Raw genomic sequence first — 24,047 nt, forward strand, 5'->3', positions numbered from 1 at the left:
CCCCTGCTCAACGAGAAAGCGCTTCCCGTACGACGTACCGAGAACGGAGCCCCTGTCATGGCCCAAGCCGCAGCCGTGGCGAAACCGCCCGCGCCACCCCGGCGACGCCGTGCCTCCGCCACACCGCGCAGGCTGCCGTACCTGCTGATCGCGCCGGCGGCCCTGCTGATGCTGGGCTTCATCGCCTACCCGGTCATCAGCGTCTTCTACTACAGCCTCCAGAACTACAACCCCACCAAGCCGTGGCGGAACGGGTACGCGGGCTTCGACAACTTCGTCCAGATCTTCACCAAGGACCCGCAGTTCTGGGACACGCTGACCTTCAGCGCCAAGTGGGTCTTCGTCGAGGTCGGACTCCAGTTGCTGTTCGGCCTGGCACTCGCGCTGATCGTCAACCAGACCTTCGTGGGCCGGTCGATGGGCCGCGCGCTCGTCTTCTCCCCGTGGGCCGTCTCCGGCGTGCTGACCTCCGCGATCTGGGTGCTCCTCTACAACTCCCAGACGGGCGTCACCCGTTACCTCGCCGACATGGGTATCGGCTCCTACGGCACCAGCTGGCTCTCGGACACCTCCACCGTCTTCTCGGCGGCGGTCGTCGCCGACCTGTGGCGCGGTGTCCCCTTCTTCGCGATCCTCATCCTCGCCGACCTGCAGTCCGTCTCGAAGGACCTGTACGAGGCCGCCGAGGTCGACGGGGCCAGCAAGATCAAGCAGTTCTGGCACATCACGCTGCCCCACCTCAAGGACGCGATCATCCTGTCCACGCTGCTGCGCGCGGTGTGGGAGTTCAACAACGTCGACCTGCTCTACACGCTCACCGGCGGCGGCCCGGCGGGGGAGACCACCACTCTCCCGCTCTACATCGCCAACACCAGCGTCGACGCCCACAACTTCGGCTACGCGTCCGCCCTGACCACGGTCGCGTTCGTGATCCTGCTCTTCTGCTCGATGGTCTATCTGCGGCTGAGCAAGTTCGGAGGCGGTTCCAAGTGATCACCAAGGAAGCCACCGAGGTCGCGCCCCCGCCCGTGCGGGACACCCCTGAGGCACCCCGCCCGGTGAAGCACCGCCGCGCCTGGGACGAGGCCCCCCGCTGGCAGATCTACACACCGCTGTCGATCTACCTCGTCTTCACGCTCATCCCCTTCTACTGGATCCTGCTCTTCGCGCTGCGCCCGGCCGGCTCGACCTCGCTCGTGCCCTGGCCGATCACCTTCGACCACTTCGAGAAGGTGTGGACGGAGCGGTCGTTCGGCACCTACTTCGAGAACAGCGTGTACGTCGGCCTCGCCACCCTGGTGATGACGACGCTCGTCGCCCTGGCCGGCGGATACGCCCTCGCCCGGTTCGACTTCAAGGTCAAGAACGCCTTCATGCTGGCCCTGCTGTGCTCCCAGTTCGTGCCGGGCGCGCTGCTCCTTGTGCCGCTGTTCGAGATCTTCGCCGAACTGAAGATGATCAACTCCCTGACCAGCGTCATCATCGCCGAGACGGTCTTCCAGCTGCCGCTGTCGATGATCCTCATCAGCAACTTCATCAAGAACGTGCCGTACACCCTGGAGGAGGCGGCCTGGGTCGACGGCTGCAACCGCCTGACGGCGTTCCGGATCGTCGTGCTCCCGCTGCTGCGGCCCGGTCTGATCGCGGTCGGCTCCTTCGCCTTCGTGCACTCCTGGAACCACTTCCTGTTCGCCCTGATGTTCCTCAACAACCAGGACAAGCAGACGATCCCGGTCGGCCTCAACACCCTGATGAGCGCGGACAGCGTCGACCTCGGCGCCCTCGCGGCGGGCGGCATCATCGCGGCCGTCCCCGTGGTGATCGTGTTCGCCTTCATCCAGAAGTGGCTGATCACCGGCTTCAGCGCGGGGGCGGTGAAGGGATGAGCCTCCGTCGGATCGCCCTGGGCGGCATGGTGCTCGGCCTGCTGGGTGTCGTCGTACGCGCCGAGGGGCGCGCCGTCGGCCGCGTCCTGCTGGGGGTGGGCGACGCCCGGGTGTCCGACGGGGCCGCAGTGCCGGTCGGCCGTGGTGGCGCGGACGCGTTCGTGCACCGGACCGCGGGTGTGCGCAGCCGGTCGTTCCCCGGCTCCGGCGAGGGGGCGAGGACATGAGGTTCCGTCAAACCGCCCTGCTCCACGCCGAGGGCCGTGTTCCGGCGAAGCCCTCGGGCATCGAGGCCGCCGACCTCGTCAAAAGCTGGAACGGCACCCTCTGGGGGTCCCCCCGGACGGAGTCTGGGGGAGGCTGTCCGGTGGAGCTACTCGCCCTCCACAACGCCTACAACTCCGGCAGCGAGCGCGATCTCACGGCGGACGTCGGCCGGCCGCCTACCCTGCACACAAAGATCGACAGCGCCGAGGCGGCCGACCGACAGGTGGCGCGCGGCGCAGGCGCAGGGAGGACCCCATGAGCACCGTAGACATCGTCCTGGCGGGCGCGCGCGGCCACGGCCGCTGGCACCTGGAGAACATCCGACGGCTGCAGGACAAGGGGATCGTGCGGCTGGCGGGGATCTGCGAGCTGACCCCGCTGACCGGCGACGAGCTCCCCGAGGGCCTCGGCACGCCCGAGCAGTCCGCCGACTTCGGCGCACTCCTCGACTCGACCGGCGCCCGGATCGCCGTGATCTGCACACCGATCCCGACGCACACGGACCTGGCGCTCGTGGCGGCCCAGCGGGGTGTGCACATCCTGCTGGAGAAGCCCCCCGCCCCCTCCTACGCCGAGTTCCGCCGCATGGCCGACGGGGTCGCCGCGGCCGGTGTCGCCTGCCAGATCGGCTTCCAGTCGCTGGGCTCGCACGCCGTGCCCGCGATCCGCGAGCTGGTCGAGGAGGGCGCGATCGGCGAGCTGACCGGGATCGGCGGCGCCGGTGCCTGGGCGCGTGCCGAGGCGTACTACCGGCGTGCGCCCTGGGCGGGCAGGCGGCGGATGAACGGCGTCGACGTCATCGACGGCGCGCTGACCAACCCCCTCGCACACGCCGTCGCCACCGCGCTGGCCCTGGGCGACGCGAGCCGCGCCGAGGACGTGGCCCGCATCGAGACCGAGCTGCTGCGCGCCAACGACATCGAGTCCGACGACACCTCCTGCGTCCGCGTCACCACCGCGACCGGTCTCAGGGTCACCGTCGCGGTGACCCTGTGCGCCGAGGACCCCGGCGAGCCGTACGTCGTCGTGCACGGCGACCGCGGCCGGATCACCTACTGGTACAAGCAGGACCGCGTACTGCTCCAGCGGGCCGGCCACGGCCCCGAGGAGTACCAGTACGGCCGCACCGACCTGTTGGAGAACCTGGTCGACCACCTCACCGACGGCACCGGCCTCCTGGTCGTCCCGGACGTGACCGGCGCCTTCATGAAGGTCGTCGAGGCGATCCGGCTGGCCCCGGACCCGGCCCCGCTGCCCGCCACGGCCTGGCAGCTGCTCCCCGACGAGGACCGCCGGGTCGTCCCCGGCATCGACGGGCTCGTCGAGGCCGCCGCCGACACCCTCGCCCTGTACTCCGAGCTGGGCGCCGACTGGGCCCCGCCACATGACGCGAACGAGGTGAGCACATGACGACCCCGGACTCCCCGGTCCTGCGTGTCGCGGGCCGCCCGGTCGGCCGCTACGTCACCCGGCCCGAGCTGCCCGAGCAGCTCTCCCCGCGCCCCTATCTGCACCCCGTCACCACCCTGGCCGGCACGGCGGTCACCGAACTCAGCCCCGCCGACCACATCCACCACCTCGGCGTCGGTGTCGCCGTTCCCGACGTCGAGGGGCACAACTTCTGGGGCGGCCGCACCTACGTCCGCGACCAGGGCCCGACCGAGCTAGACAACCACGGTGCCCAGCGCCACAGTTCCTTCCAGCTCCGCGACCCGGACGGCTTCGTGGAGGAGCTGCGCTGGGTGGCCGCGGGAGCCGAGCTGCTGCGCGAGCGCCGTACCGTCGCCGCCACCGAACTGACCGCTGCCGCCTGGGCGTTGGACTTCACCTTCTCCCTCACCAACGTGACCCCGGACCCTGTGACGATCGGCAGCCCGGCCACCAACGGGCGCCCGGGCGCGGCCTACGGCGGGTTCTTCTGGCGGGCCCGGAAGGAGAAGGAGACGCCGGACGTCTTCACCACCGACCGCGAGGGCGAGGCCGCGGTCCACGGCACCCGCGCCGACTGGGTCGCCCTCGCCGGCAGCGCCTGGACCCTCGTCTTCGCCGGGGCCACCGACCGGACCCGGCGCGACCCCTGGTTCGTGCGTGCCGACGAGTACCCGGGAGTCGGCTCCTCGCTGGCGTCCGAGGAACGGCTGACCGTGCCGGCGGGCGAGACCGCCGTACGGCGGATCGTCACCGTCGTCGCCGACGGACGCCTGACGCGGCTCGAGGCGGCGGCCCTGGTGCGGAAGGCGGTCAGCCAGTGACGTACCCGGACCCGATCCTGCCGGAGACAGACCCTGAGAGGGACCTGAACCCGTCCCTTCCTCCGACGTACACGAACCCGGTCCTGAACGCCGACTGGTCCGACCCGGACGTCATCCGCGTCGGCGACGACTTCTACCTCACCGCCTCCAGCTTCGGCCGCGTCCCGGGCCTGCCCCTGCTGCACTCCCGTGACCTGGTCAACTGGAACCTGATCGGCCACGCCCTCCAACGCCTGGAACCGGCAGGGGAGTTCACCAGGCCCCGGCACGACTGCGGGGTCTGGGCCCCCTCGCTCCGGTATCACGACGAACGGTTCTGGATCTTCTGGGGCGACCCCGACCAGGGCATCTTCCAGATCAACGCCCCTGAGATCAGGGGCCCTTGGACCCGCCCGCACCTCCTCAAGCCGGGCAAGGGGCTGATCGACCCCTGCCCGCTGTGGGACGAGGAGACCGGCGAGGCCTATCTCGTGCACGCCTGGGCCAAGTCCCGCTCCGGCGTCAAGAACCGGCTCACCGGGTACCGGATGGACCTCGACGGCCGTGAACTCCTCGACGAGGGCAAGGTGATCGTCGACGGCGACCGGATCCCCGGCTGGTTCACCCTCGAGGGCCCCAAGCTCTACCGGCACGACGGCTGGTTCTGGATCTTCGCCCCGGCGGGTGGGGTCGAGACCGGCTGGCAGGGCGCCTTCCGCTCACGCGGGTTCTTCGGGCCCTACGAGGAGAAGGTGGTCCTGGAGCAGCGGGACACCGACGTCAACGGCCCCCACCAGGGCGGCTGGGTGCGCACCCCGTCCGGCCAGGACTGGTTCCTGCACTTCCAGCAGAAGGGCGCCTACGGCAGGGTCGTCCACCTCCAGCCCATGCGCTGGGGTCCCGACAACTGGCCGGTGCTCGGCGAGGACGGCGCCCCCGTCGCGGCGCACGCGATGCCGGACCTGCCCCCGCAGCCGCCCGCCGCGCCCGCCACCGACGACGACTTCCCCGGCGGACGCTTCGGCCGCCAGTGGCAGTGGACCGCGAACCCGCAGCACGGCTGGGCCACCCAGCACTCCGGTGACGGACTGCGGCTGGCCTGCGTCCGCTCGGCCGACGCGCACGACCTGCGCAAGCTGCCGAACGTCCTCACCCAGCGGCTGCCCGGCACGCCGGCGGCGGTCGAGGTGGAACTGCAATTGCACAGCGAGGAACCGGGGGCCCGCGCCGGACTCACGGTCCTCGGCGACGCCTTCAGCTGGATCGGGCTCCAGCGCGGGGCCGACGGAGCCGTCCACTTCGTGCACCGGTTCGCCGAGGGCGTCGCCGAGCAGGAACGGGACGCCGACCATCCGCGTCCCGCCCCCGCCGGAAAGGCACGGCTGCGGATCGAGATCGGATCCGGGGCGCGCTGTCGCTTCTTCTACGACGTCGGAGACGGCCCGCGCCCCTGCGGACCCGTCTTCGCCGCCACCCCCTGGCGCTGGGTCGGAGCTCTGCTCGGCCTGTTCGCGCTCGCACCCGTCGGAGGAGGACACGCCGGCGCGGCAACCTTCTCGCACTTCAGGATCGACCACCTGTAACGCACCGAACACGTAAGCCTGTTGGGAGCCGCAATGACGCAGCACCTTCATAGCAAGCGCTTGCAGAGACCGGGGTACGGCAGAGTCGTGGCCGCGGTGCTCGGCCTCGTGGCCGCCTTAGGTCTCGGGGCGGCCGGAGAAGCGAGGGCGGCCTCCGTGGCATCGGTGTCCGGGGCCCCGGCCTCCGCGGACCGTTTCGACGACCGCCCGCACGGCTTCGCCTCCCTCGCCGGCGGCACCACCGGAGGCGCCAGCGGCAAGGTCGTCACGGTCACCGACCAGGCCTCGCTCGCCGCTTACGCGGCCGCGGAGGAGCCGTATGTCATACGGGTCTCGGGCGCGATCGCCGTCGAGCCGTTCGGCTCCGACATCGTGGTCGGCTCCGACAAGACGATCATCGGCGTCGGGGACACCGGCGAGATCGTCCACGGCGAGCTGCATCTGAATCCCGGCACGCACAACGTGATCATCCGCAACATGACCATCCGCGACTCGTACGTCGAGGGCGACTGGGACGGCAAGACCACCGACTTCGACGCCATCCAGATGGACACGGCCGACCACGTCTGGATCGACCACAACACCTTCGAGCACATGGGCGACGGACTGCTCGACATCCGCAAGGACAGCCAGTACATCACCGTTTCCTACAACCGGTTCCGGAACCACAACAAGGCGTTCGGGATCGGCTGGACCACCAATGTGCTGACCCAGATCACCATCGACCACAACTGGTTCACGGGGACCAAGCAGCGCAACCCCTCCGCCGACAACTGCGCCTACGCACACCTCTACAACAACTACCTCTCGGCACAGGTCGTCGACGAGGACCCGGTGTGGACGTACGGCAACTGGTCGCGCGGCAGGACGAAGATGGTCATCGAGAACAGCTACTACGACGGGGTCCGGCATCCCTACCAGGCCGACGCCACCGCCGAGTTGGTGCAGCGCGGGTCGGTCCTGAAGAACACGAGCGGGCGAACGGACGCGTGGGGTACGGCCTTTGACCCGCGGTCGTTCTACGACTACCGGCTCGATCCCGCGGCCGCGGTGCCCGCACTGGTGTCCCGGTTCTCCGGGCCGCAGAAGCGGATCGGCGTGACCCTGCACGTCCCCGGCGACCACCCGACCGTGCAGGCCGCCGTGGACGCGGTGCCCGACGGCAACACCGTGCCGGTGACGATCGCCGTCGCGCCGGGCACCTACCGCGCCAAGGTGTACATCCCCGCGACCAAGCCGAACATCGTGCTGCAGGGCACCGGACACGACCGGTCCGACACCGTCATCGTCTTCGACACACCTGCCGAGTACGGCGGTTCGACGGGCAGCGCGACGGTCCGGATTGCCGCGAACGACGTCACCGCCCGCCATCTCACCTTCAGCAACGACTTCGACGAGGCCGCGGTCGAGCTGAAGGGCGAACAGGCCCTCGCCATGAAGACGACCGGCGACCGGATCGTCTTCGAGGACACCGCCTTCCTGGGCAACCAGGACACTTTGATGACCGACAGCCCCAAGCTGGACGTGATCAGCCGGGTCTACATCCGGGACTCGTATCTCGAGGGCGATGTCGACTTCCTCTACGGCCGGGCGAGCACCGTCGTGGAGCGGTCCGTGATCCGGCTGCTGAGCCGGGGTTCCGCCACCAACAACGGCTATATGACGGCCGCTTCGACCTGGACGGGCAATCCCCACGGGTTCCTGATCACCCGCTCGAAAGTCGTGAGTGACGCGCCGGACCAGTCCTTCCACCTGGGACGGCCCTGGCATCCCGGCGGTGAACCCGCCGCCGTGGCACAGGTGTTGATCCGGGACACCGAGCTGCCGGCGGCCGTGAAGTCCGCACCGTGGACCGACATGAGCGGCTTCTCGTGGAAGGACGCGCGATTCGCCGAGTACCGCAACTCCGGCCCCGGCGCGGTCCCGACCGCGGACCGTCCGCAGCTGAGCGACGCCGACGCCAGGTCGTACACCGTCGCGAACCACCTCAAGGGCACGGACGGCTGGGCCCCGTACGCCCGCCACTGACTTCCCCCCACAACTTCATTTCTCCGCTGGAACCAGAAGAAGAAGAGAGCCGACCAATGAAGATCAGCATCCGCAGAAGCAGGCGCGCTGCCATAGCCGTCGCCCTCGGGTCCGTCCTGGCGCTGACCGCCACCGCCTGCGGTGACGACGGCAGCGGGTCCGGCGGTGACAAGGGCGACGAGGGCAGCGGCAAGGGAAAGATCGTCTTCTGGGACAACAACGGCGGTGTGCGCACCGACGTCTGGAAGGAGGTCATCGCCGAGTTCCAGAAGGCGAACCCCGACATCAAGGTCGAGTACGTCGGCATCGCCTCCACCGAGTACCAGTCCAAGGTCGACACCGCCATCCAGGGCGGCGGCCTGCCGGACGTCGGTGGCGTCGGTGCGGCCATGCTCGCCGGGTTCTCCGCGCAGAACGCGCTGGAGCCGCTGGACGACCGCCTCGCCAAGTCCTCCCTGAACGGCAAGCTCAACGAGAACATGGTCGAGTCGCTGAAGGCGGCCGGGGGCGGTGACGGGACCCTGTACTCGATCCCGACCTCCGCCAACAACGGTGTGCTCTACTACCGGACCGACCTGTTCAAGGCGGCCGGCCTCGACGAGCCGACGACCTGGGAGAAGTTCTACGACGCGGCGGCGAAGCTCACCGACGCCAAGAAGAACAAGTTCGGGTACACCATCCGCGGTGGAGCCGGGTCCATCGCCCAGGCCCTGGACGCCTCGTACGGACAGAGCGGGATCACCTCGTTCTGGAACGGCGACAAGACCACCCTCAACGACCCGAAGAACGTGGCGGCGCTGGAGAAGTACGCGGCGCTGTACAAGAAGGACACCCCGGCGGCCGACCTCAACAACGACTTCACCAAGATGGTCGCGCAGTGGGACTCCGGCACGATCGGAATGCTGAACCACAACCTGGGGTCCTACCAGGACCATGTGAAGGCGCTCGGTGCCGACAAGTTCCGGGGCATTCCGCAGCCGATCGGCGCGAACGGCAAGCGGGTCCAGGTCTCCAACCCTGTTGACGGGCTGGGGGTGTTCAAGAGCTCGAAGAACAAGGACGCCGCCTGGAAGTTCATCGAGTTCGCGACCTCGAAAGCGGAGAACTCGAAGTTCAACAAGTCGGCCGGACAGGTGCCGTCGAACAACGACGCTGCCAAGGACTCGTGGATCGCGGAGGCGGAGCCCACGAAGTTGGCCGCGGCCGCGCTGACCGACGGGTCCACCAGCATCGTTCAGCTGCCGTACTACCTGCCTGACTGGAACACGATCTCCAAGGCCGACAACGAGCCGAACTTCCAGAAGGTGCTGCTGGGGGACATGAGTGCGAAGGACTTCCTGGACACCATGGCCGACCAGCTGAACACGGCTCAGGCCGAATGGAAGGAACAGAACGGCTGACAGCTCGGGTGGTTTCGGTTGTGGGGAGCTGCCGGCCGGTTGTGGTCGGTCGCGCAGTTCCCCGCGCCCCCAGGTAAGAGAGGTTAACCAAGTTGTCCCTCACACGTAGACAGATCACCGTGGCGGCTCTTGCCGCCGTGCCCGTCGCTTTCAGCGCGACCGGTACTGCTCAAGCCAGAGGACAGCGCACCCTTTACATCGCCGGTGATTCCACCGCCGCCCAGAAATACTCCGACGCCGCCCCTGAAACCGGGTGGGGAATGGCGCTCCCCTTCTTTCTGCGCAAGGATCTGTCCGTCGCCAATCACGCGGTCAACGGGCGGAGTTCGAAGTCGTTCGTCGACGAGGGGCGACTGGACGTCGTTCTCGGGTCGATCGGCCCCGGTGACTTCCTGCTGATCCAGTTCGCGCACAACGACGAGAAGACCGCCGACCCGACCCGGTACACCGAGCCCTGGACGACGTACCAGGACTACCTGCGCCTGTACATCGACGGTGCCCGCGCCAAGGGTGCCCGGCCGGTGCTCGCCACCCCCGTCGAGCGGCGGAAGTTCGACGCGAGCGGCAACGCCGTGCCGACCCATGGGGAGTACCCCGCCGCGATGCGGGCGCTCGCCGCCGAGGAAGGCGTCGCGCTGCTCGACATCCAGGCGCTGTCGCTCGCGCTGTGGCAGAAGCTCGGGGTCGAGGAGACCAAGAAGTACTTCAACTGGACCGACACCGAGCAGGACAACACGCACTTCAACCCGCCCGGTGCCATCGCGGTGGCGCGTCTGGTCGCCCGTGAACTGCTGCGGCACCGGGTGCTGGCACCCCGGGACGTGTGCCGGCTCGACGCCCGGATCCCGGAGTCGTGGATCACCTGGCCGTCGCCGGCCACTGTCTGACACCTCCTTCTTCGCAGTCGAAAGAGAGCCGCACAATGAACACACGAATATGGCATGAGCATGTCATGACAAAGGCGATGGTCGTGGCGGGTTGCGCCGCCCTGGTCCTCACGGTCACCGGCACCACCGCCCAGGCCAAGGGGCACGACGTGACCCGCGAGGCCCTCGCCGCCGGCGACGGCTGGGGCTCCGACGGCACCGGCACCACCGGGGGCGACGCCGCCGACGCCGCCCACGTCTACACCGTCACCGACTGGGCCGGATTCAAGGCCGCCCTCGCCGCCGGCGGCACCGCGCCGAAGATCATCAAGGTGAAGGGGACCATCGACGCCGTCTCCGAGGGCTGCGACTCGCTCGCCGCACCCGGCTACGACTTCGACGCCTACCTGGCGAAGTACTCGCCCGAGGCCTGGGGCCTGGACACCGACCTGAGCGCCGAGCCCGCCGACAGCCCCGAGGGGCTGCGCCGGGTCTCCGCCGCCAACCAGGACCAGACCATCAAGGCGAACGTCCCGGCCAACACCACGATCATCGGCGTCGGCAAGAACGCCGGGTTCAAGGGCGCCAGCCTGCAGATCAAGGCCGTCGACAACGTCATCGTCCGCAACCTCACCTTCGAGAGCCCCATCGACTGCTTCCCGCAGTGGGACCCGACCGACGGCGACAAGGGCAACTGGAACTCCGAGTACGACACCGCCGTCGTCTACGGCTCCACCCATGTGTGGCTGGACCACAACACGTTCACCGACGGAACCCACCCCGACAGCGCCGCGCCGACCTACTTCGGCATGCTCTACCAGCAGCACGACGGCGAGCTGGACATCGTCCGCGGCGCGAACTACGTCACCGCCTCCTGGAACGTCTTCACCGACCACGACAAGACGATCCTGATCGGCAACAGCGACAGCGAGTCCACGGCAGTGGGGGACCGGGGCAAGCTCAAGGTCACCTTCCACCACAACCTGTTCTCGGACCTCGTGGAGCGCGCACCCCGCGTCCGCTTCGGGCAGGTCGACTCCTACAACAACCACTTCGTGGCGAACGACGACTACGCCTACAGCTTCGGCATCGGCAAGGAGTCCCAACTCGTCGCCGAGCACAACGCGTTCACCCTGCCGACGGGCGTCAGCGCGGGCAAGGTGCTCAAGCGGTGGAACGTCTCGCCGCTCACCGCCGCCGACAACTACGTCAACGGCACGCCCACCGACCTGATCGCCGTCCACAACGCGGAGATCCCCGCCGAGACCCTTCCGTCCGGCGCGGGCTGGACACCCACCCTGCGCACGAAGATCGACCCGGCGAAGAAGGTCCCGGGGATCGTCGACCGCGGCGCGGGCGCCGGACGCATCTGCTGACACGCCCCACCCCCAGACCGGCCGGGGCGGAATCCAGCGGCCGCCCCGGCCACCCCACCGCACCCCCCACGCGAGGCACCCCACCACTGAGCCGCGTTTCCAAGGAGCACCCGCATGTCCTCGCCCCACACCCGACTCCCCCTGAACAGAAGGGGCTTCCTGCTCGCGAGCACCGGAGCGGCAGCCGCGCTCGCCCTGACGGCGGCCCCCGCGTCCGCTTCCTCCGGCAGACGCCCGTTCGGCCGCTTCGGATCACCGGACGCCCGGCTCACCCCGCAGACGCTCTACGTCGACCCGCGGGGCCGCGGTGACCACACCACCGTCAAGGACGCCGTCACCGCCGCCACCGGCAGCGGCTGGACACTGGTCCTCGCCCCCGGCACCTACCGGGAGACCGTCGCGCTCGACGCCACCCGCACCGAGGCGACCTGGATCGGCGCCTCCGAGGACCCCCGGGACGTCGTGATCGTCTTCGACAACGCGGCCGGTACCCCGAAGCCCGGCGGCGGCACCTACGGCACCACCGGATCGGCCACCACGACCGTGCAGGCGGCCGGGTTCACCGCCCGCTGGATCACCTTCGCCAACGACTGGCTGCGCGCCGACCATCCCGACATCACCGGCACCCAGGCCGTCGCCATCAAGGTCCAGGGCGACCGTTCCGCCTTCCACCACTGCCGCTTCCTCGGCCACCAGGACACCCTGTACGCCGACTCGACCGCCCTGACCTCCTTCGCCCGCCAGTACTTCGCGCACTGCTACGCCGAAGGAGACGTCGACTTCGTCTTCGGGCGGGCCACGGCCGTCTACGACGACTGCCACTTCCGGACCCTGAACCGGACCGACCTGGCGGCGGCGCCGTACGGCTTCGTCTTCGCGCCCTCCACGGCGGGCGCCAACCCGCTCGGCTACCTCGTCACCGGGAGCCGTGTCAGCAGCGAGGCCCCGGACGGCTCCTACAAGCTGGCCCGCCCCTGGGTCCCGAGCTCCGACACCACGGCCCGTCCCTCGCTCGTGGTCCGGGACACCCGCCTTGGCCCCGGCATCGACGCGGTCGCCCCCTACACCAACATGTCGGACGCCTTCCCCTGGCAGAACCAGCGTTTCGCCGAGTACCGCAACACCGGCCCCGGCGCGCGGATCACGGTCCCGGAGAACCGGCCCCAACTCACCCGCGAGCAGGCCGGGTCGGCGACCCGGGAGGCCTACCTCGGCGACTGGCAGCCGTGGAAGGAGACGTGCTGAGATGCTTCGCAGACGCACACTTCTCGCAGCGGGCATGGGCCTTGCCGTCGCGGGAGCCGGCGCCACACCGGCCTTCGCCACCGGCGCCCACCAGGTCCTGCACGTCCGCCCCGGTGACTCCGTCCAGGCCGCCGTGAACGCGGTCACCGGCCCCGGCCGGACCATCGTCGTGCACCCGGGCACCTACCGCGAGGTCGTCAACATCCCTGCCTCCGCCGCCGAGTTGACGGTACGCGGTGCCACCCGCGACCCCCGTGACGTGGTCATCGTGTACGACAACGCCAACGGCACCCAGAAGCCCGACGGTTCGGGCACCTACGGCACCGCGGGCTCCGCCACCTTCACCTCCGCGGCCCCCGGCCTCACCGTCCGCGACCTCACCCTGGCCAACGACTGGCTGCGCGCCGACCACCCCGACATCACCGGCACCCAGGCGGTGGCGGCCTACACCTACGGCGACCGCACCCACTTCGAGAACGTCCGCCTCCTCGCCCACCAGGACACCCTCTTCGTCGAGACGACCGCGCTCACCTCCTTCGACCGGCAGTACTTCCGCCACTGCTACATCGAGGGAGACGTCGACTTCGTCTTCGGCCGGGCCACCGCCGTCTTCGAGGACTGCCGCTTCCACACCCTGCAGCGGGACGTGGGCTTCACCCCCAAGGGCATGGTCTTCGCCCCCTCCACCGCCCGCGCCAACCCCCACGGCATCCTCGCCGTCCGCTCCCGCATCACCTCCGGTGCCGAGGACGGGGCGTACAAACTGGCGCGGCCCTGGGTGCCGTCGTACGAGACGACCGCCTGGCCGTCCCTCGTCGTCCGGAACTCCCGGATAGGTCCCGGGATCGACCCGGTGGCGCCCTACACCAACATGCGCGAGGCCTACCCCTGGCAGACCATGCGCTTCGCGGAGTACGCCAACTCCGGTCCCGGCGCGGTGATTCCGGTCCCGGAGAACCGGCCGCAGCTGACCCCCGCGGAGGCCGCCGCGCACACCCGGCGGAGCTATCTCGGGGACTGGAGGCCCTATGGGCGTCCGTGACCCGAGGGGCCCGGTCGGCAGGCGGGCGTTCGTCGCGGGCGCCGGAGCGGCCATGCTGGCCGGAGCCGCGGTGAGCCCCGCGGAGGCCGGGGTCGTGGACGGCCCGCTGCCCGACTTCCACCCGGCACTCAAGCAGGAGCTGAACTTCCCGCTCGCCTGGGGACGTTCACCGATCCGCGACTTCAGGGCCTGGCGGGCCCGAGCGAGGGCGGTGGTCGAGGACCACCTCCTCGTCGACCGCGAGGACGGGACCCCGTACGCACCCGAGTTCGGCGGCAGATCCCAAGCCGACCGCTTCACACGGGAGTTGGTGACCCTCTCCCTGACCCGTCACGAACGCGTCCGCGCCGCCCTGCTCACCCCGCGGGGCCCGGGCCCGTTCCCCGCCGTGCTGCTTCTCCACGACCACGGGGCGAAGTTCGACATCGGCAAGGAGAAGCTGGTCCGGCCCTGGTACGACGACAGCCGGCTCGCCTCCGCGCAGGGCTGGGCCGACAAGTACTTCAGCGGCCGGTTCGTCGGCGACGAACTGGCCCGGCGCGGCTATGTCGTCCTGTGCGCCGACGCGCTCGGCTGGGGGGACCGCGGACCCATCACCTACGACCAACAGCAGGCCCTGGCCAGCAACTTCTACAACCTCGGCTCCTCGCTCGCCGGACTCATGGCCCGCGAGGACGCCCGCGCCGCCGGCTTCCTCGCCGGTCTCGACCGGGTGGACGCCCGCAGGGTCGCGGCCGTCGGGTTCTCCATGGGCGCCTACCGCGCCTGGCAGACCGCCGCGTTGACCGACCGCGTCGCGGCCACGGCGTCCGTCTGCTGGATGACCGGCCTCAAGGAAATGATGGTGCCCGGCAACAACACCCTGCGCGGGCAGTCCAGTTACTACATGCTCCACCCCGGGCTTCCCCGGTTCCTCGACTTCCCCGACGTGGCGAGCATCGCCGCACCCAGGCCGATGCTCTTCCTCAACGGCGGGCTCGACCCGCTGTTCCCCGCCGACGGCGTACAGGTCGCCCACGACAAGCTGCGCGCCGTCTGGCACTCCCGCCACGCCGAGGAGCGGTTGCATCTGCAGACCTGGCCCGACCTCGGTCATGTCTTCGTCGACCGCATGCAGGACGAGGTCTTCCACTGGCTCGACACCGTCCTCTGACTCCCCACCCGCACGAGAAGGGACCGCACTCCATGTCTCGTCGTACCGCTCTCATCGCCACGGCCGCCCTCGCCCTCGGCTCCGGCCTCGCCGTTCTCCCCACCCAGGCCCAGGCCGCGACGGTCGTCGTCAGCAACTCGACCGACCTGTCCAACGCCATCAAGAACGCCACCGCCGGCACCGTCATCCAGGTCCGCGGCGGCACCTACTACCCGACGGCCACCCTCCAGTCCACGGCCAACGGCACCTCGTCGTCCGCGATCACGCTCACCGCGTACGGCTCGGAGACCGTGAAGATCGACGGGTCCTCGCTGCCCGACGGCGACTGGATCTTCAAGCTGACCGCCGACTACTGGAACGTCTCCAACATCACCTTCCAGAACTCCCCCGACAGCGCGGTCGTCTGCCAGTCCTGCACCGGGACCGTCTGGAACAACATCAAGACCATCAACGGCGGCGATTCCGGCTTCACGCTCACCGGCGACGGGACCGTGAACAACACCGTCAAGAACATCGACTCCTACGGCAACTACGACGCCGCGAACCACGGCGAGAACGCCGACGGCATCGCCGTGAAGTTCGGCTCCGGCACCGGCAACCTGATCACCGGCGCCCGCCTGTACAACAACTCGGACGACGGCATCGACTTCTGGTCCTTCTCCTCGCCCGTCACCGTCGAGCACACCTGGTCCATGGGCAACGGCGTCAACCGCTGGTCCGACTCCGCCTTCGCGGGCGACGGCAACGGCTACAAGCTGGGCGGCGACGGCGAGGTCGTCGCCCACGTCATCAACAACTCCGCCGCCTGGGGCAACGCCGGCAACGGCTTCACCGAGAACTCCAACACCGGCGCCATCGTCATCAACCGCACCACCGCCTACGCCAACAGCAAGTGGGGCTACTACTTCGCCACCAGCTCCGCGAAGCTCGGCAAGAACCTCGCGGTGAGCAACGGCGGCGGCTCGGTCAGCAAGGGCTCCAAGGTCTCCACGTCCGGCAACAACTGGGACAGCGGCATCGGCACCCCCGCCTTCAAGTCGACGGACGCCTCGACGACGTACAACGCCCGCAGCTCCAGCGGCACCCTGCCCGCCACGACCTTCCTCACGACGGGCAGCACCACCATCGGCGCCACGATGAACTGATCGCTCCTCTCCGGACCCCACCCCGGGGCGCTTGACCCGTTTTTTACCCGGCGGGTCTCGCGCCCACGGGGGTGACGCGCGTAGAACCTCTGTCATGCATAAGACATTGCGTATCGCTGCCGCCACCACCGCCTGTGCGGTCGTCGGCGTCGCCGTGTACGGCGCCGGTGCGGCCACGGCCCACCAGTCCACGGCCAACTCCACGCACGAGCCCTACAACATCGGGCTCCTGGTCAAGGACATCGACACCTACTACGGCACCACGGCCGACGCCAACGGCGTCTACCAGGCGTCCCCCGACAGCCAGTACGCCAAGGACCTCGCGGCCGTCGACAAGGCCGTGAAGAAGCAGATCGACCAGGCCGCCCGCAAGGCGCACCACAAGGGTCACAAGCCCGCCGTCGTCTTCGACATCGACGACACGCTGCTGCTCAGCCTCGACTACGAGAAGCGCTACAACTACACGTACAACGCCACCACGTGGGCCGACTACGTGAACAAGGCCGACCGCCCGGGGGTCTTCGGCAGCGCCGAACTCGTGCAGTACGCCGAGAAGAAGGGCGTCGAGGTCTTCTACAACTCGGGCCTGAGCGAGGCGCAGCGCTCCGCCGCCGTCGAGAACCTGAAGAAGATCGGCGCCGATGTGAACCTCGACGCCGCCCACGTGTTCCTCAAGGACAAGGCCAACCCGCCGTCCTACCTGAGCGCCTGCGCCACCCCCGGCACCTGGACCTGCACGACCGTGCAGTACAAGGGCGGCACCCGCAAGCACATCGAGCAGGACCTCGGGTACGACATCGTCGCCAACCTCGGCGACCAGTACTCGGACCTCGACGGCGGCTACGCCGACAAGACGTACAAGCTGCCGAACCCGACGTACTTCGTCAGCTAGTCCTCCACCGGCCGGATCCCTTCCAGGGTCGGCACCACGGGCTTGATCGTGCCGTCCGCCGCGAACTCCATGCGGTCGACGGCCGTCTCCCGGTGCATGCCGTCACCCCCCGCCTTCCCCGGCCCGTTCAGGGCGAACCGGTGATAGACGATGTACCAGTCGTCGGTGCCGGGGACGTTCACCACGGAGTGATGGCCGGTGGCCAGGATCCCGTACTCGGGACGCTTGGACAGGATCGTGCCCCGCTTGGTCCACGGACCGAGCGGGGACGGTCCCGTCGCATAGGCGACGTGGTAGTCCTCGCTGCGGGTGTCGTCCTCGGACCACATGAAGTAGTACGTGCCGTTCCGCTTGATCACGAAGGACCCCTCGCGGAAGTTGTCCGGAGTGATGTCCTCGATCTTCGCCGGGTCGTAGGAGGTCATGTCGTCGTTCAGCGGCACGACGTACCCCTGCCCGTTGCCCCAGTACAGATACGACGTCCCGTCGTCGTCCGTGAAGACGGCCGGGTCGATCATCTGGCCCTGGAGTGAACCGCCCTTCGCCACCAGCGGTTTGCCCAGCGCGTCCTTGAAGGGCCCCGCGGGGGAGTCCGCCACGGCCACGCCGATCTGCTGCTCGGCGCAGAAGTAGAAGTAGTACCTGCCGTCGCGCTCGGCGATAGCCGGCGCCCACGCGTACTTGTCGGCCCACGACACGTCCGGGCCGAGGTCGAGGATGACGCCGTGGTCCTTCCAGTGGACCAGGTCCTTCGACGAGTACGCCTTGAACCGCGTCCCGCCCCAGCCGTCGAAGCCGTCGGTCGTCGGGTAGATCCAGTACGCGCCGTTCAGGTAGTGCACGTCGGGGTCGGCGTTGAGGCCGGGCAGGACGGGACTCCCGGTCGGCACCGCCTCGACGGTCCAGGCGCGCTCCGTCCCGTCCGCGGCCGTCACGGTGTACGTCTGCGGCGTGCGGAAGTCTCGTCGGGTAGCGGACGCCGGGCTGACCGTAGCGCCCGCGCCGACCGCCAACTCCGGTGCCAGGTGGGCGAGATCGCCGCCCGGCCGCATCGGCAGCACGACCTTCGACGCGGCCTCCGTGACGATCGCGTAGCCCTTCTGGCCCGCGGCCGTCGCGTCCACGACCGAGGCCGGTGTCGACGGATACGCGGCCAGCAGCCGGTCATACTCCTGCCGCGTCACCGGAAGTACCGTGCCGTGGCGGGGACTTGCGGGCAGTTGGTAGTTCGCGGACGGCGTCCACTTCCCCGAGTCGAGGTCGGTCGTCTCGAAGGGCACGTAACCGCGACCGCCGTACTCGTCGATGAACAGGTACCACTTCCTCTCGGTGTTCGACCTGAACACCGTCGGCCCCTCGCCGCGCTCCATCGCACCGCTGCCGATGCAGTCCGCCACCAGGTCGTACTTGGTCGACGTCAGGCTGCTCGACTTCTCGCCGGTGATGAACTTGGCGCAGGGCGAGCTGGAGGTGGGGTCCCGCTCGTCCTTGGTGTAGCGGTAGTAACTGTCCTTGTACTTCACGACCGTCGAGTCGATGACCGAGTAGCCGGGGTCGTCCCAGACCTTGGGCGCGCTGAAGGTGCGGAAGTCCTTCGTCGTCGCGTACAGCATCTTGTTGTACGTCGATCCCGTGTGCCCGGGGTCGTCGTCGGCGTACAGCTTGGACGCCCAGAAGACGACGTACTCGCCGAGGCTGTCGTCCCAGTAGGCCTCCGGCGCCCAGGTGTTGCCCGCGTTGTCCGGGGCCACCTTCACCAGGCGCTGGTCGGTCCAGTGGACCAGGTCGGTGGACTCCCAGATCATGATCGATCTGCTGCCGTGCCGCTGGACCTCGTCCCAACTGCCGCTGCTGTTGCGGTACATGCGCAGATCCGTGGCGATCAGATAGAACCTGTCGCCCTTGGGGGAGCGGATGACGAACGGGTCGCGCAGGCCCTTCTCGCCGGTCGTCGACGTCAGGACGGGCTTGCCCTGGTTCAGCTCACGCCAGTGCAGGGGGTCGTTGCCGCGGCTGAGGGCGTAACGGATCTGCTCGCCGTCGGCGGTGCCCTCGCCGGTGAAGTAGGCGAAGAGATAGCCGGCGTACTTGGGTTGGTTCACGGGTGGTGCTCCTGAGTGGGCGGAACCGGGCGGTGCGGTGAGAAGCGCGAGGAGTAGCGAGAGACAGGCGACGAGGAGGATACGAGAGCGCATGCCGCTCCTGCGAGTGTGGGGGTGTGGGGGTTTGTGTTGGGGACTGTGCGCGCCTTCGGAGTGTTGTCAGTGCGAAACAGCACGTCAATCGATGAGCGCGCGAGGAGAAGCAGCGAAAGTTTCGGTTGTTTTCGTTGAAGCGCGGCAACCTCGCCGGGCCGTGGCGGCGACTGCAGGGCGTCCCCGTCCCCAAGGAAAGGAACGCCCCGTGCGTCACAGCACCGGACGCCACCGCCGCACCCGCACGCTCTCCATCGCCGCGGCCGTCGCCGTCGCCGCGGGTGCGGGCGGCGTCGGCCTGGGCCTGTCGGGCGGTGGGGCCCAGGCCGCGTCGACGACGGTCCTGGTCTCCGGCACCGCTCAGCTCGAAGCGGCCGTCAAGAACGCGACCGCCGGCACGACGATCGAGGTCCGCGCGGGCACGTACACACCCTCGGCCACCCTCAAGTCCACGGCGAACGGCACGAGTTCGGCACGGATCACCCTGCGGGCGCACGGCAGCGAGAAGGTGCGGATCGACGGGTCCAGGCTGCCCGACGGGTCCTGGCTGGCCGGGATCTACGGCGACTACTGGACCGTCCAGAACCTCACCTTCCAGAACTCCCCGGCCCAGGGTTTCGTCGCGACCTCGTCGGTCGGCGGTGTCTTCAAGAACCTCGTCACCGCGGACAACGGGGACTCCGGGTTCACCCTGCGCGGCGACGGCACCAGCGACAACCTCGTGCAGAACCTGGACAGTCACGGCAACTACGACCCCGTCGGACACGGCCAGAACGCCGACGGCATCGCCGTGAAGTTCGGCTCCGGGACCGGCAACAGGATCACCGGCGCGAGGCTGTACGACAACTCCGACGACGGTCTCGACCTGTGGCAGTTCTCCTCGCCGGTCACCGTCGAGCACTCCTGGGCCTTCGGGAACGGCAGGAACCGCTGGGCCGACAGTGCCTTCGAGGGCAACGGCAACGGGTTCAAGCTGGGCGGCGGGGGCGTCGCGGTGGCGCACCGCGTCAATGACAACGCGGCCTGGGACAACGCGCTCAACGGGTTCACCGAGAACTCCAACACCGGGGCGATCGCGCTGAACCGCAACACGGCCTACGCGAACAGCGAGGCCGGGTTCTACTTCGCCACGGGCAAGGCCCGGCTGGCCCGGAACCTGGCGGTGGGCAACAAGGGCGGGCAGTCGAAGCGGGGGTCGTCGACGGTCTCGGCGGCGAACAACTGGGACGGCGGTGTCGCCACGCCGTCCTTCAGGTCCGTGGACCCGGCAACGGCGTACGGGACCCGCGGGCCGGACGGCTCGCTGCCCGCGACGATCTTCCTGACCACCGGCTCCACCACCATCGGAGCGACGATGGACTGAACGCGACGCACTGAACGGGGATACGACGAAAACGCCCCGCCTGTCGTCACAGGCGGGGCGTTCCTCGTGCCGGCCGAGGGGGGCTCCGCCGGCAGCTGCTGGCCGAGGGGGGCTCAGGCCAGCAGGTCCATGCACTGTTAGGGACGTGAAAAGTGAGCGTGTGGTTGTTTCTGTTCGGCTGTGCTCGATCATCAGGAGGACCCTGCGCCGGTAAGTCGCCGCTGAGGGCAGAAGGGTTGCTCCACCGGCGGAAGATTTTTCAGCCACACCGGGAAGGACTCGGTCAGGAGTCCCCTTCGTTCGCCGAACCGTCGTCGTGCGCGGCGAAATCGCCCTTCACCGCGAGGTCCCCCGACTTCGCGGTCGCCGTCGCAGTGTAGCTGTCGTCCTTGGCGTCCCGGCCGCCCCGCTCGTGGCTGTACTGCCCGGCGAACACCCACTCGCCCTTCGGGACCGTACGGCCGTCCTTGAGCACCCAGGTGTAGACGAGGAAGCCGTCCCGTTCGGCGACCGTCAGCGTGAAGTCGTCCTCGGGCAGCGAGCGCCAGGCTCCGGCGTTGGTGACGCCACCGGTCTCGGCGATCTTCAACTCGACGGTGAGGGCGGTGAGTTGCTCGGAGGTCTTGAAGGTCAGATTGCTCTGCGCCCAGAAGTCGTTGCTGTGCGGGTCCACCGAGCCGTCCGACCAGAGCGGGCCGTCCTTCGTACCGGAGGCCCGCACCTCGGTGGCGGCGCCCGACGTGGGCGAGGGCGTGCCGCTGGGCCGCTCGGTCTTCCGCGTCGGGGTGGTGCGCGGGGTCGGAACCACCGGTGGGACGGGTGCGCGGCTCGTCGCGTCGGGCGACGGGGTGGGGGTGTCCGTGGTGGCGACCGATGTCTGCGCGGGCTCGTCCTTCACCGCGGACGCCACCGCGTATCCGCCGAAGCCCAGCACGCAGGCGACCGCCGCGGTGGCGCTCACCACCCGCACCCAGCCGTAGACCGGCGGCCGGGTCGCCCGGTGGTCGGGGCGGGCCTGTTCCGACATGCCCCGCTCGACGCGGGCCAGGATCCGCTCGCGGTTCGGTTCGTGCGCCGCGGCCGAGTCCTTCAGCCGGGCGCGCAGTTCGCCGTGCACGTCCCGCTGCATGGTCATCGGTCCCTTCCTCCGGCGTCACCGGTACGCACCATCGTCGCGTGCACCTTCAGCGGAGTCTTCTGAGTGCCGAGCAGGCGCTGCAACTCGGCCATCCCTTTCGAGGTCTGGCTCTTAACCGTACCGACAGACACACCCAGGGCCAGCGCGGTGTCCTTCTCCGAGAGGTCGAACGCGTGCCGCAGCACGACACACGCCCGCTTGCGGAACGGCAGCCTGCGCAGCGCCTCCTGGACGTCGACCACGCCCGCCACATCCGGGTTCTCGACCTTCTCCTCGCGCTGGGACCAGAACAGGGCGATGCGCCGGCGCTCACGGACCGCGCTGCGGATGCGGGTACGGGCCAGGTTGGCGACCACCCCGCGGGCGTAGGCCGCCGGATGGTCGGCCGCGCGCACCCGGTCCCAGCGGTGCCACAGCGCCAGCAGCGCGTCCGCCGCCAGGTCGTCGGCGGCGTCCGACTCGCCGGTCAGCAGATGGGCCAGGCGGGACAGTTCGGCGTAGTGGCGCTCGAAGAAGGCATGGAACTCCACGGAGGCGGCGTCGTCGACGACAGTGCCCACGGGATACCTCTCCTCACTATGTGTGTCATGTGTATGACATGTGGCCATTCCGGGCGTGCCGGTGCGAGATCGGGAAGCGTAGCAGTGATCGTGTGCAGGATTTCGTACGGGTCTTCGAGCGGGGTCCGGCTGTCCGGGAACGCTTCCATGGTGCGCCGAGTCCGATTCCGTAACACGGAGAAAACCTGAAACAGGTTCAACAAGGGAACAATCCAGCCAGCATCCGCACACCGTTCCACCAGGCATCGAGGAGCAAGCAGACATGTCCGTCGACCAGTACTTCAGGATCTCCGAGCGGGGGTCCACCTTCGCCCGTGAGATACGCGGCGGCTTCGCCACGTTCTTCACGATGGCCTACATCCTTGTCCTGAACCCGATCATTCTCGGCAGCGCCAAGGACAAGTTCGGGCACACGTTGGATGCGGTTCAGCTGACCACCGCGACGGCTCTGGTGGCCGCGGTGATGACGATCGTCATGGGCGTGGGCGGCAACCTGCCGCTCGCGCTCGCCGCCGGACTCGGGCTGAACGCCGTCGTCGCCTTCCAGATCGCCCCGCTGATGAGCTGGGACGACGCGATGGGACTGGTCGTCCTCGAAGGCCTGCTCATCTGCGTGCTGGTGGTGACCGGTCTGCGCGAGGCCGTCATGCACGCCATCCCGCAAGCGCTGAAGCAGGCGATCAGCGTCGGGATCGGCCTGTTCATCGCGTTCATCGGCTTTGTCGACGCGGGATTCGTGAGCCGTATCCCCGACGCCGCGAACACCACCGTGCCGGTTCAGCTGGGCGGCACCGGCGCGCTCACCGGCTGGCCGATCCTGGTCTTCTGCCTCGGAGTGCTGCTGACGATCGGTCTGCTCGCCCGCAAGGTCAAGGGCGCGATCCTGATCAGCATCGTGACCATGACGGTCCTCGCGATGATCATCAACTCGATCGCCGACGTCAAGGCCTGGGGGCTGACCACACCGGCGTGGCCCGACAAGATCGTCGACACCCCCGACTTCGGACTGATCGGCCACTTCAGCCTGTTCGGGGCGTTCAACGCGGCGGGCGTCGGTGTGGTCACCGTCGTCCTGCTGATCTTCACGCTGATCCTGTCCGACTTCTTCGACACCATGGGGACCGTCGTCGGCATCAGCGCGGAGGCGGGACTGCTGGACGAGGAGGGCAAGGTGCCCAACCTCGGCCGGGTACTGCTGATCGACGGGGCCGCCGCGGTCGCCGGCGGTGCGGCGTCGGCCTCCTCCGCCACGGCGTACATCGAGTCGGCGGCGGGCGTGGGCGAGGGCTCGCGCACCGGCTTCTCGAACCTGGTCACCGGCGGCATGTTCGGGCTCGCGCTGTTCCTGACCCCGCTGCTCACGATCGTGCCGCTGCAGGCCGCCGCGCCCGCCCTGGTCGCCGTCGGGTTCCTGATGATGACCCAGGTCAAGCACATCGACTGGGACAAGTACGAGATCGCGATCCCGGCGTTCCTGACCATCGCCGTGATGCCGTTCACGTACTCGATCACCAACGGGATCGGGGCCGGGTTCCTGGCCTACGTCGTGATCAAGGTGGTGCTGGGGAAGGCCAAGGAGATCCACTGGCTGCTGTGGGCCACCTCGGCGCTGTTCCTCGTGTACTTCGCGATCGACCCCATCGAGCAGGTGCTCGGCGCCAAGTAGCCACCGGGAAG

21 protein-coding genes are annotated in these 24,047 nt (G+C 69.0%); 18 read left to right on the forward strand and 3 right to left on the reverse strand.

What is annotated here, in order from left to right; genetic code table 11:
• Positions 1–57 precede the first annotated feature (57 nt).
• The 16 genes from ACFYRX_RS35760 (at position 58) to ACFYRX_RS35835 (ending at position 17,114) form a co-directional block, all read left to right on the forward strand.
• On the forward strand, positions 58–993 hold the full coding sequence (locus tag ACFYRX_RS35760; protein WP_389109159.1) for a carbohydrate ABC transporter permease: 936 nt from the start codon (positions 58–60) through the stop codon (positions 991–993).
• Entirely contained in the window at positions 990–1,886 is an 897-nt protein-coding gene (locus ACFYRX_RS35765; protein WP_389109161.1) for a carbohydrate ABC transporter permease, read from the forward strand. Before ACFYRX_RS35760 ends, ACFYRX_RS35765 begins: the two co-directional genes overlap by 4 nt.
• A complete protein-coding gene (locus ACFYRX_RS35770) occupies positions 1,883–2,113 on the forward strand; it encodes a hypothetical protein (RefSeq protein ID WP_389109164.1) in 231 nt (76 codons plus the stop codon). Before ACFYRX_RS35765 ends, ACFYRX_RS35770 begins: the two co-directional genes overlap by 4 nt.
• Positions 2,110–2,412: a hypothetical protein gene (locus tag ACFYRX_RS35775; RefSeq protein WP_389109165.1), complete on the forward strand. Its 303-nt coding sequence runs from the start codon at positions 2,110–2,112 to the stop codon at positions 2,410–2,412. Before ACFYRX_RS35770 ends, ACFYRX_RS35775 begins: the two co-directional genes overlap by 4 nt.
• Positions 2,409–3,563 carry a Gfo/Idh/MocA family protein gene (locus tag ACFYRX_RS35780; protein ID WP_389109167.1) on the forward strand — a complete coding sequence of 385 codons (1,155 nt, stop codon included), beginning with the start codon at positions 2,409–2,411 and terminating at the stop codon, positions 3,561–3,563. Before ACFYRX_RS35775 ends, ACFYRX_RS35780 begins: the two co-directional genes overlap by 4 nt.
• The gene (locus ACFYRX_RS35785; RefSeq protein ID WP_389109169.1) at positions 3,560–4,405 is read left to right on the forward strand and encodes a PmoA family protein; all 846 of its coding nucleotides are present in this window, start codon (positions 3,560–3,562) and stop codon (positions 4,403–4,405) included. Before ACFYRX_RS35780 ends, ACFYRX_RS35785 begins: the two co-directional genes overlap by 4 nt.
• Positions 4,406–4,449: 44 nt before the next feature.
• The gene (locus ACFYRX_RS35790; RefSeq protein WP_389109339.1) at positions 4,450–5,967 is read left to right on the forward strand and encodes a family 43 glycosylhydrolase; all 1,518 of its coding nucleotides are present in this window, start codon (positions 4,450–4,452) and stop codon (positions 5,965–5,967) included.
• A 33-nt stretch (positions 5,968–6,000) separates the two neighbouring features.
• A complete protein-coding gene (locus ACFYRX_RS35795; protein WP_389109172.1) occupies positions 6,001–7,995 on the forward strand; it encodes a pectinesterase family protein in 1,995 nt (664 codons plus the stop codon).
• 56 nt (positions 7,996–8,051) lie between these two features.
• Entirely contained in the window at positions 8,052–9,395 is a 1,344-nt protein-coding gene (locus ACFYRX_RS35800; protein WP_389109175.1) for an ABC transporter substrate-binding protein, read from the forward strand.
• A gap of 92 nt (positions 9,396–9,487) precedes the next feature.
• Positions 9,488–10,282 (forward strand): rhamnogalacturonan acetylesterase, encoded by a 795-nt coding sequence (locus ACFYRX_RS35805; RefSeq protein ID WP_389109177.1) that lies wholly within the window; start codon positions 9,488–9,490, stop codon positions 10,280–10,282.
• 35 nt (positions 10,283–10,317) lie between these two features.
• Positions 10,318–11,637: a polysaccharide lyase family 1 protein gene (locus ACFYRX_RS35810; RefSeq protein ID WP_389109180.1), complete on the forward strand. Its 1,320-nt coding sequence runs from the start codon at positions 10,318–10,320 to the stop codon at positions 11,635–11,637.
• 114 nt (positions 11,638–11,751) lie between these two features.
• Entirely contained in the window at positions 11,752–12,882 is a 1,131-nt protein-coding gene (locus ACFYRX_RS35815; protein WP_389109183.1) for a pectinesterase family protein, read from the forward strand.
• Position 12,883: 1 nt separating this feature from the next.
• Entirely contained in the window at positions 12,884–13,924 is a 1,041-nt protein-coding gene (locus ACFYRX_RS35820) for a pectinesterase family protein (protein ID WP_389109185.1), read from the forward strand.
• On the forward strand, positions 13,911–15,077 hold the full coding sequence (locus tag ACFYRX_RS35825) for a dienelactone hydrolase family protein (RefSeq protein ID WP_389109188.1): 1,167 nt from the start codon (positions 13,911–13,913) through the stop codon (positions 15,075–15,077). Before ACFYRX_RS35820 ends, ACFYRX_RS35825 begins: the two co-directional genes overlap by 14 nt.
• A 32-nt stretch (positions 15,078–15,109) precedes the next feature.
• Positions 15,110–16,222 (forward strand): chondroitinase-B domain-containing protein, encoded by a 1,113-nt coding sequence (locus ACFYRX_RS35830; RefSeq protein ID WP_389109191.1) that lies wholly within the window; start codon positions 15,110–15,112, stop codon positions 16,220–16,222.
• Positions 16,223–16,316: 94 nt separating this feature from the next.
• Positions 16,317–17,114: an HAD family acid phosphatase gene (locus tag ACFYRX_RS35835; RefSeq protein ID WP_389109194.1), complete on the forward strand. Its 798-nt coding sequence runs from the start codon at positions 16,317–16,319 to the stop codon at positions 17,112–17,114.
• Here ACFYRX_RS35835 and ACFYRX_RS35840 read toward each other — a convergent pair.
• Positions 17,111–19,309, reverse strand: coding sequence for a family 43 glycosylhydrolase (locus ACFYRX_RS35840; RefSeq protein ID WP_389109197.1), 2,199 nt, complete (start codon positions 19,307–19,309; stop codon positions 17,111–17,113). The two genes, ACFYRX_RS35835 and ACFYRX_RS35840, sit on opposite strands and share 4 nt — an antisense overlap.
• A gap of 208 nt (positions 19,310–19,517) precedes the next feature.
• Here ACFYRX_RS35840 and ACFYRX_RS35845 point away from each other — a divergent pair, with 208 nt between their 5' ends.
• Positions 19,518–20,672: a right-handed parallel beta-helix repeat-containing protein gene (locus ACFYRX_RS35845; protein ID WP_389109200.1), complete on the forward strand. Its 1,155-nt coding sequence runs from the start codon at positions 19,518–19,520 to the stop codon at positions 20,670–20,672.
• 283 nt (positions 20,673–20,955) lie between these two features.
• Here the strand turns inward: ACFYRX_RS35845 and ACFYRX_RS35850 are convergent, their stop codons facing one another.
• Both ACFYRX_RS35850 and ACFYRX_RS35855 read right to left on the reverse strand, forming a co-directional pair.
• A complete protein-coding gene (locus tag ACFYRX_RS35850) occupies positions 20,956–21,807 on the reverse strand; it encodes a hypothetical protein (RefSeq protein WP_389109202.1) in 852 nt (283 codons plus the stop codon).
• Positions 21,804–22,370: a SigE family RNA polymerase sigma factor gene (locus ACFYRX_RS35855; RefSeq protein ID WP_389109204.1), complete on the reverse strand. Its 567-nt coding sequence runs from the start codon at positions 22,368–22,370 to the stop codon at positions 21,804–21,806. The genes ACFYRX_RS35850 and ACFYRX_RS35855 overlap by 4 nt, the downstream gene beginning before the upstream one ends.
• A 262-nt stretch (positions 22,371–22,632) precedes the next feature.
• Here ACFYRX_RS35855 and ACFYRX_RS35860 point away from each other — a divergent pair, with 262 nt between their 5' ends.
• Positions 22,633–24,036: an NCS2 family permease gene (locus ACFYRX_RS35860; protein WP_389109206.1), complete on the forward strand. Its 1,404-nt coding sequence runs from the start codon at positions 22,633–22,635 to the stop codon at positions 24,034–24,036.
• Positions 24,037–24,047: the final 11 nt, after the last annotated feature.

The organism is Streptomyces sp. NPDC005374 (assembly GCF_042872225.1).
Taxonomy (GTDB): Bacteria; Actinomycetota; Actinomycetes; order Streptomycetales; family Streptomycetaceae; genus Streptomyces.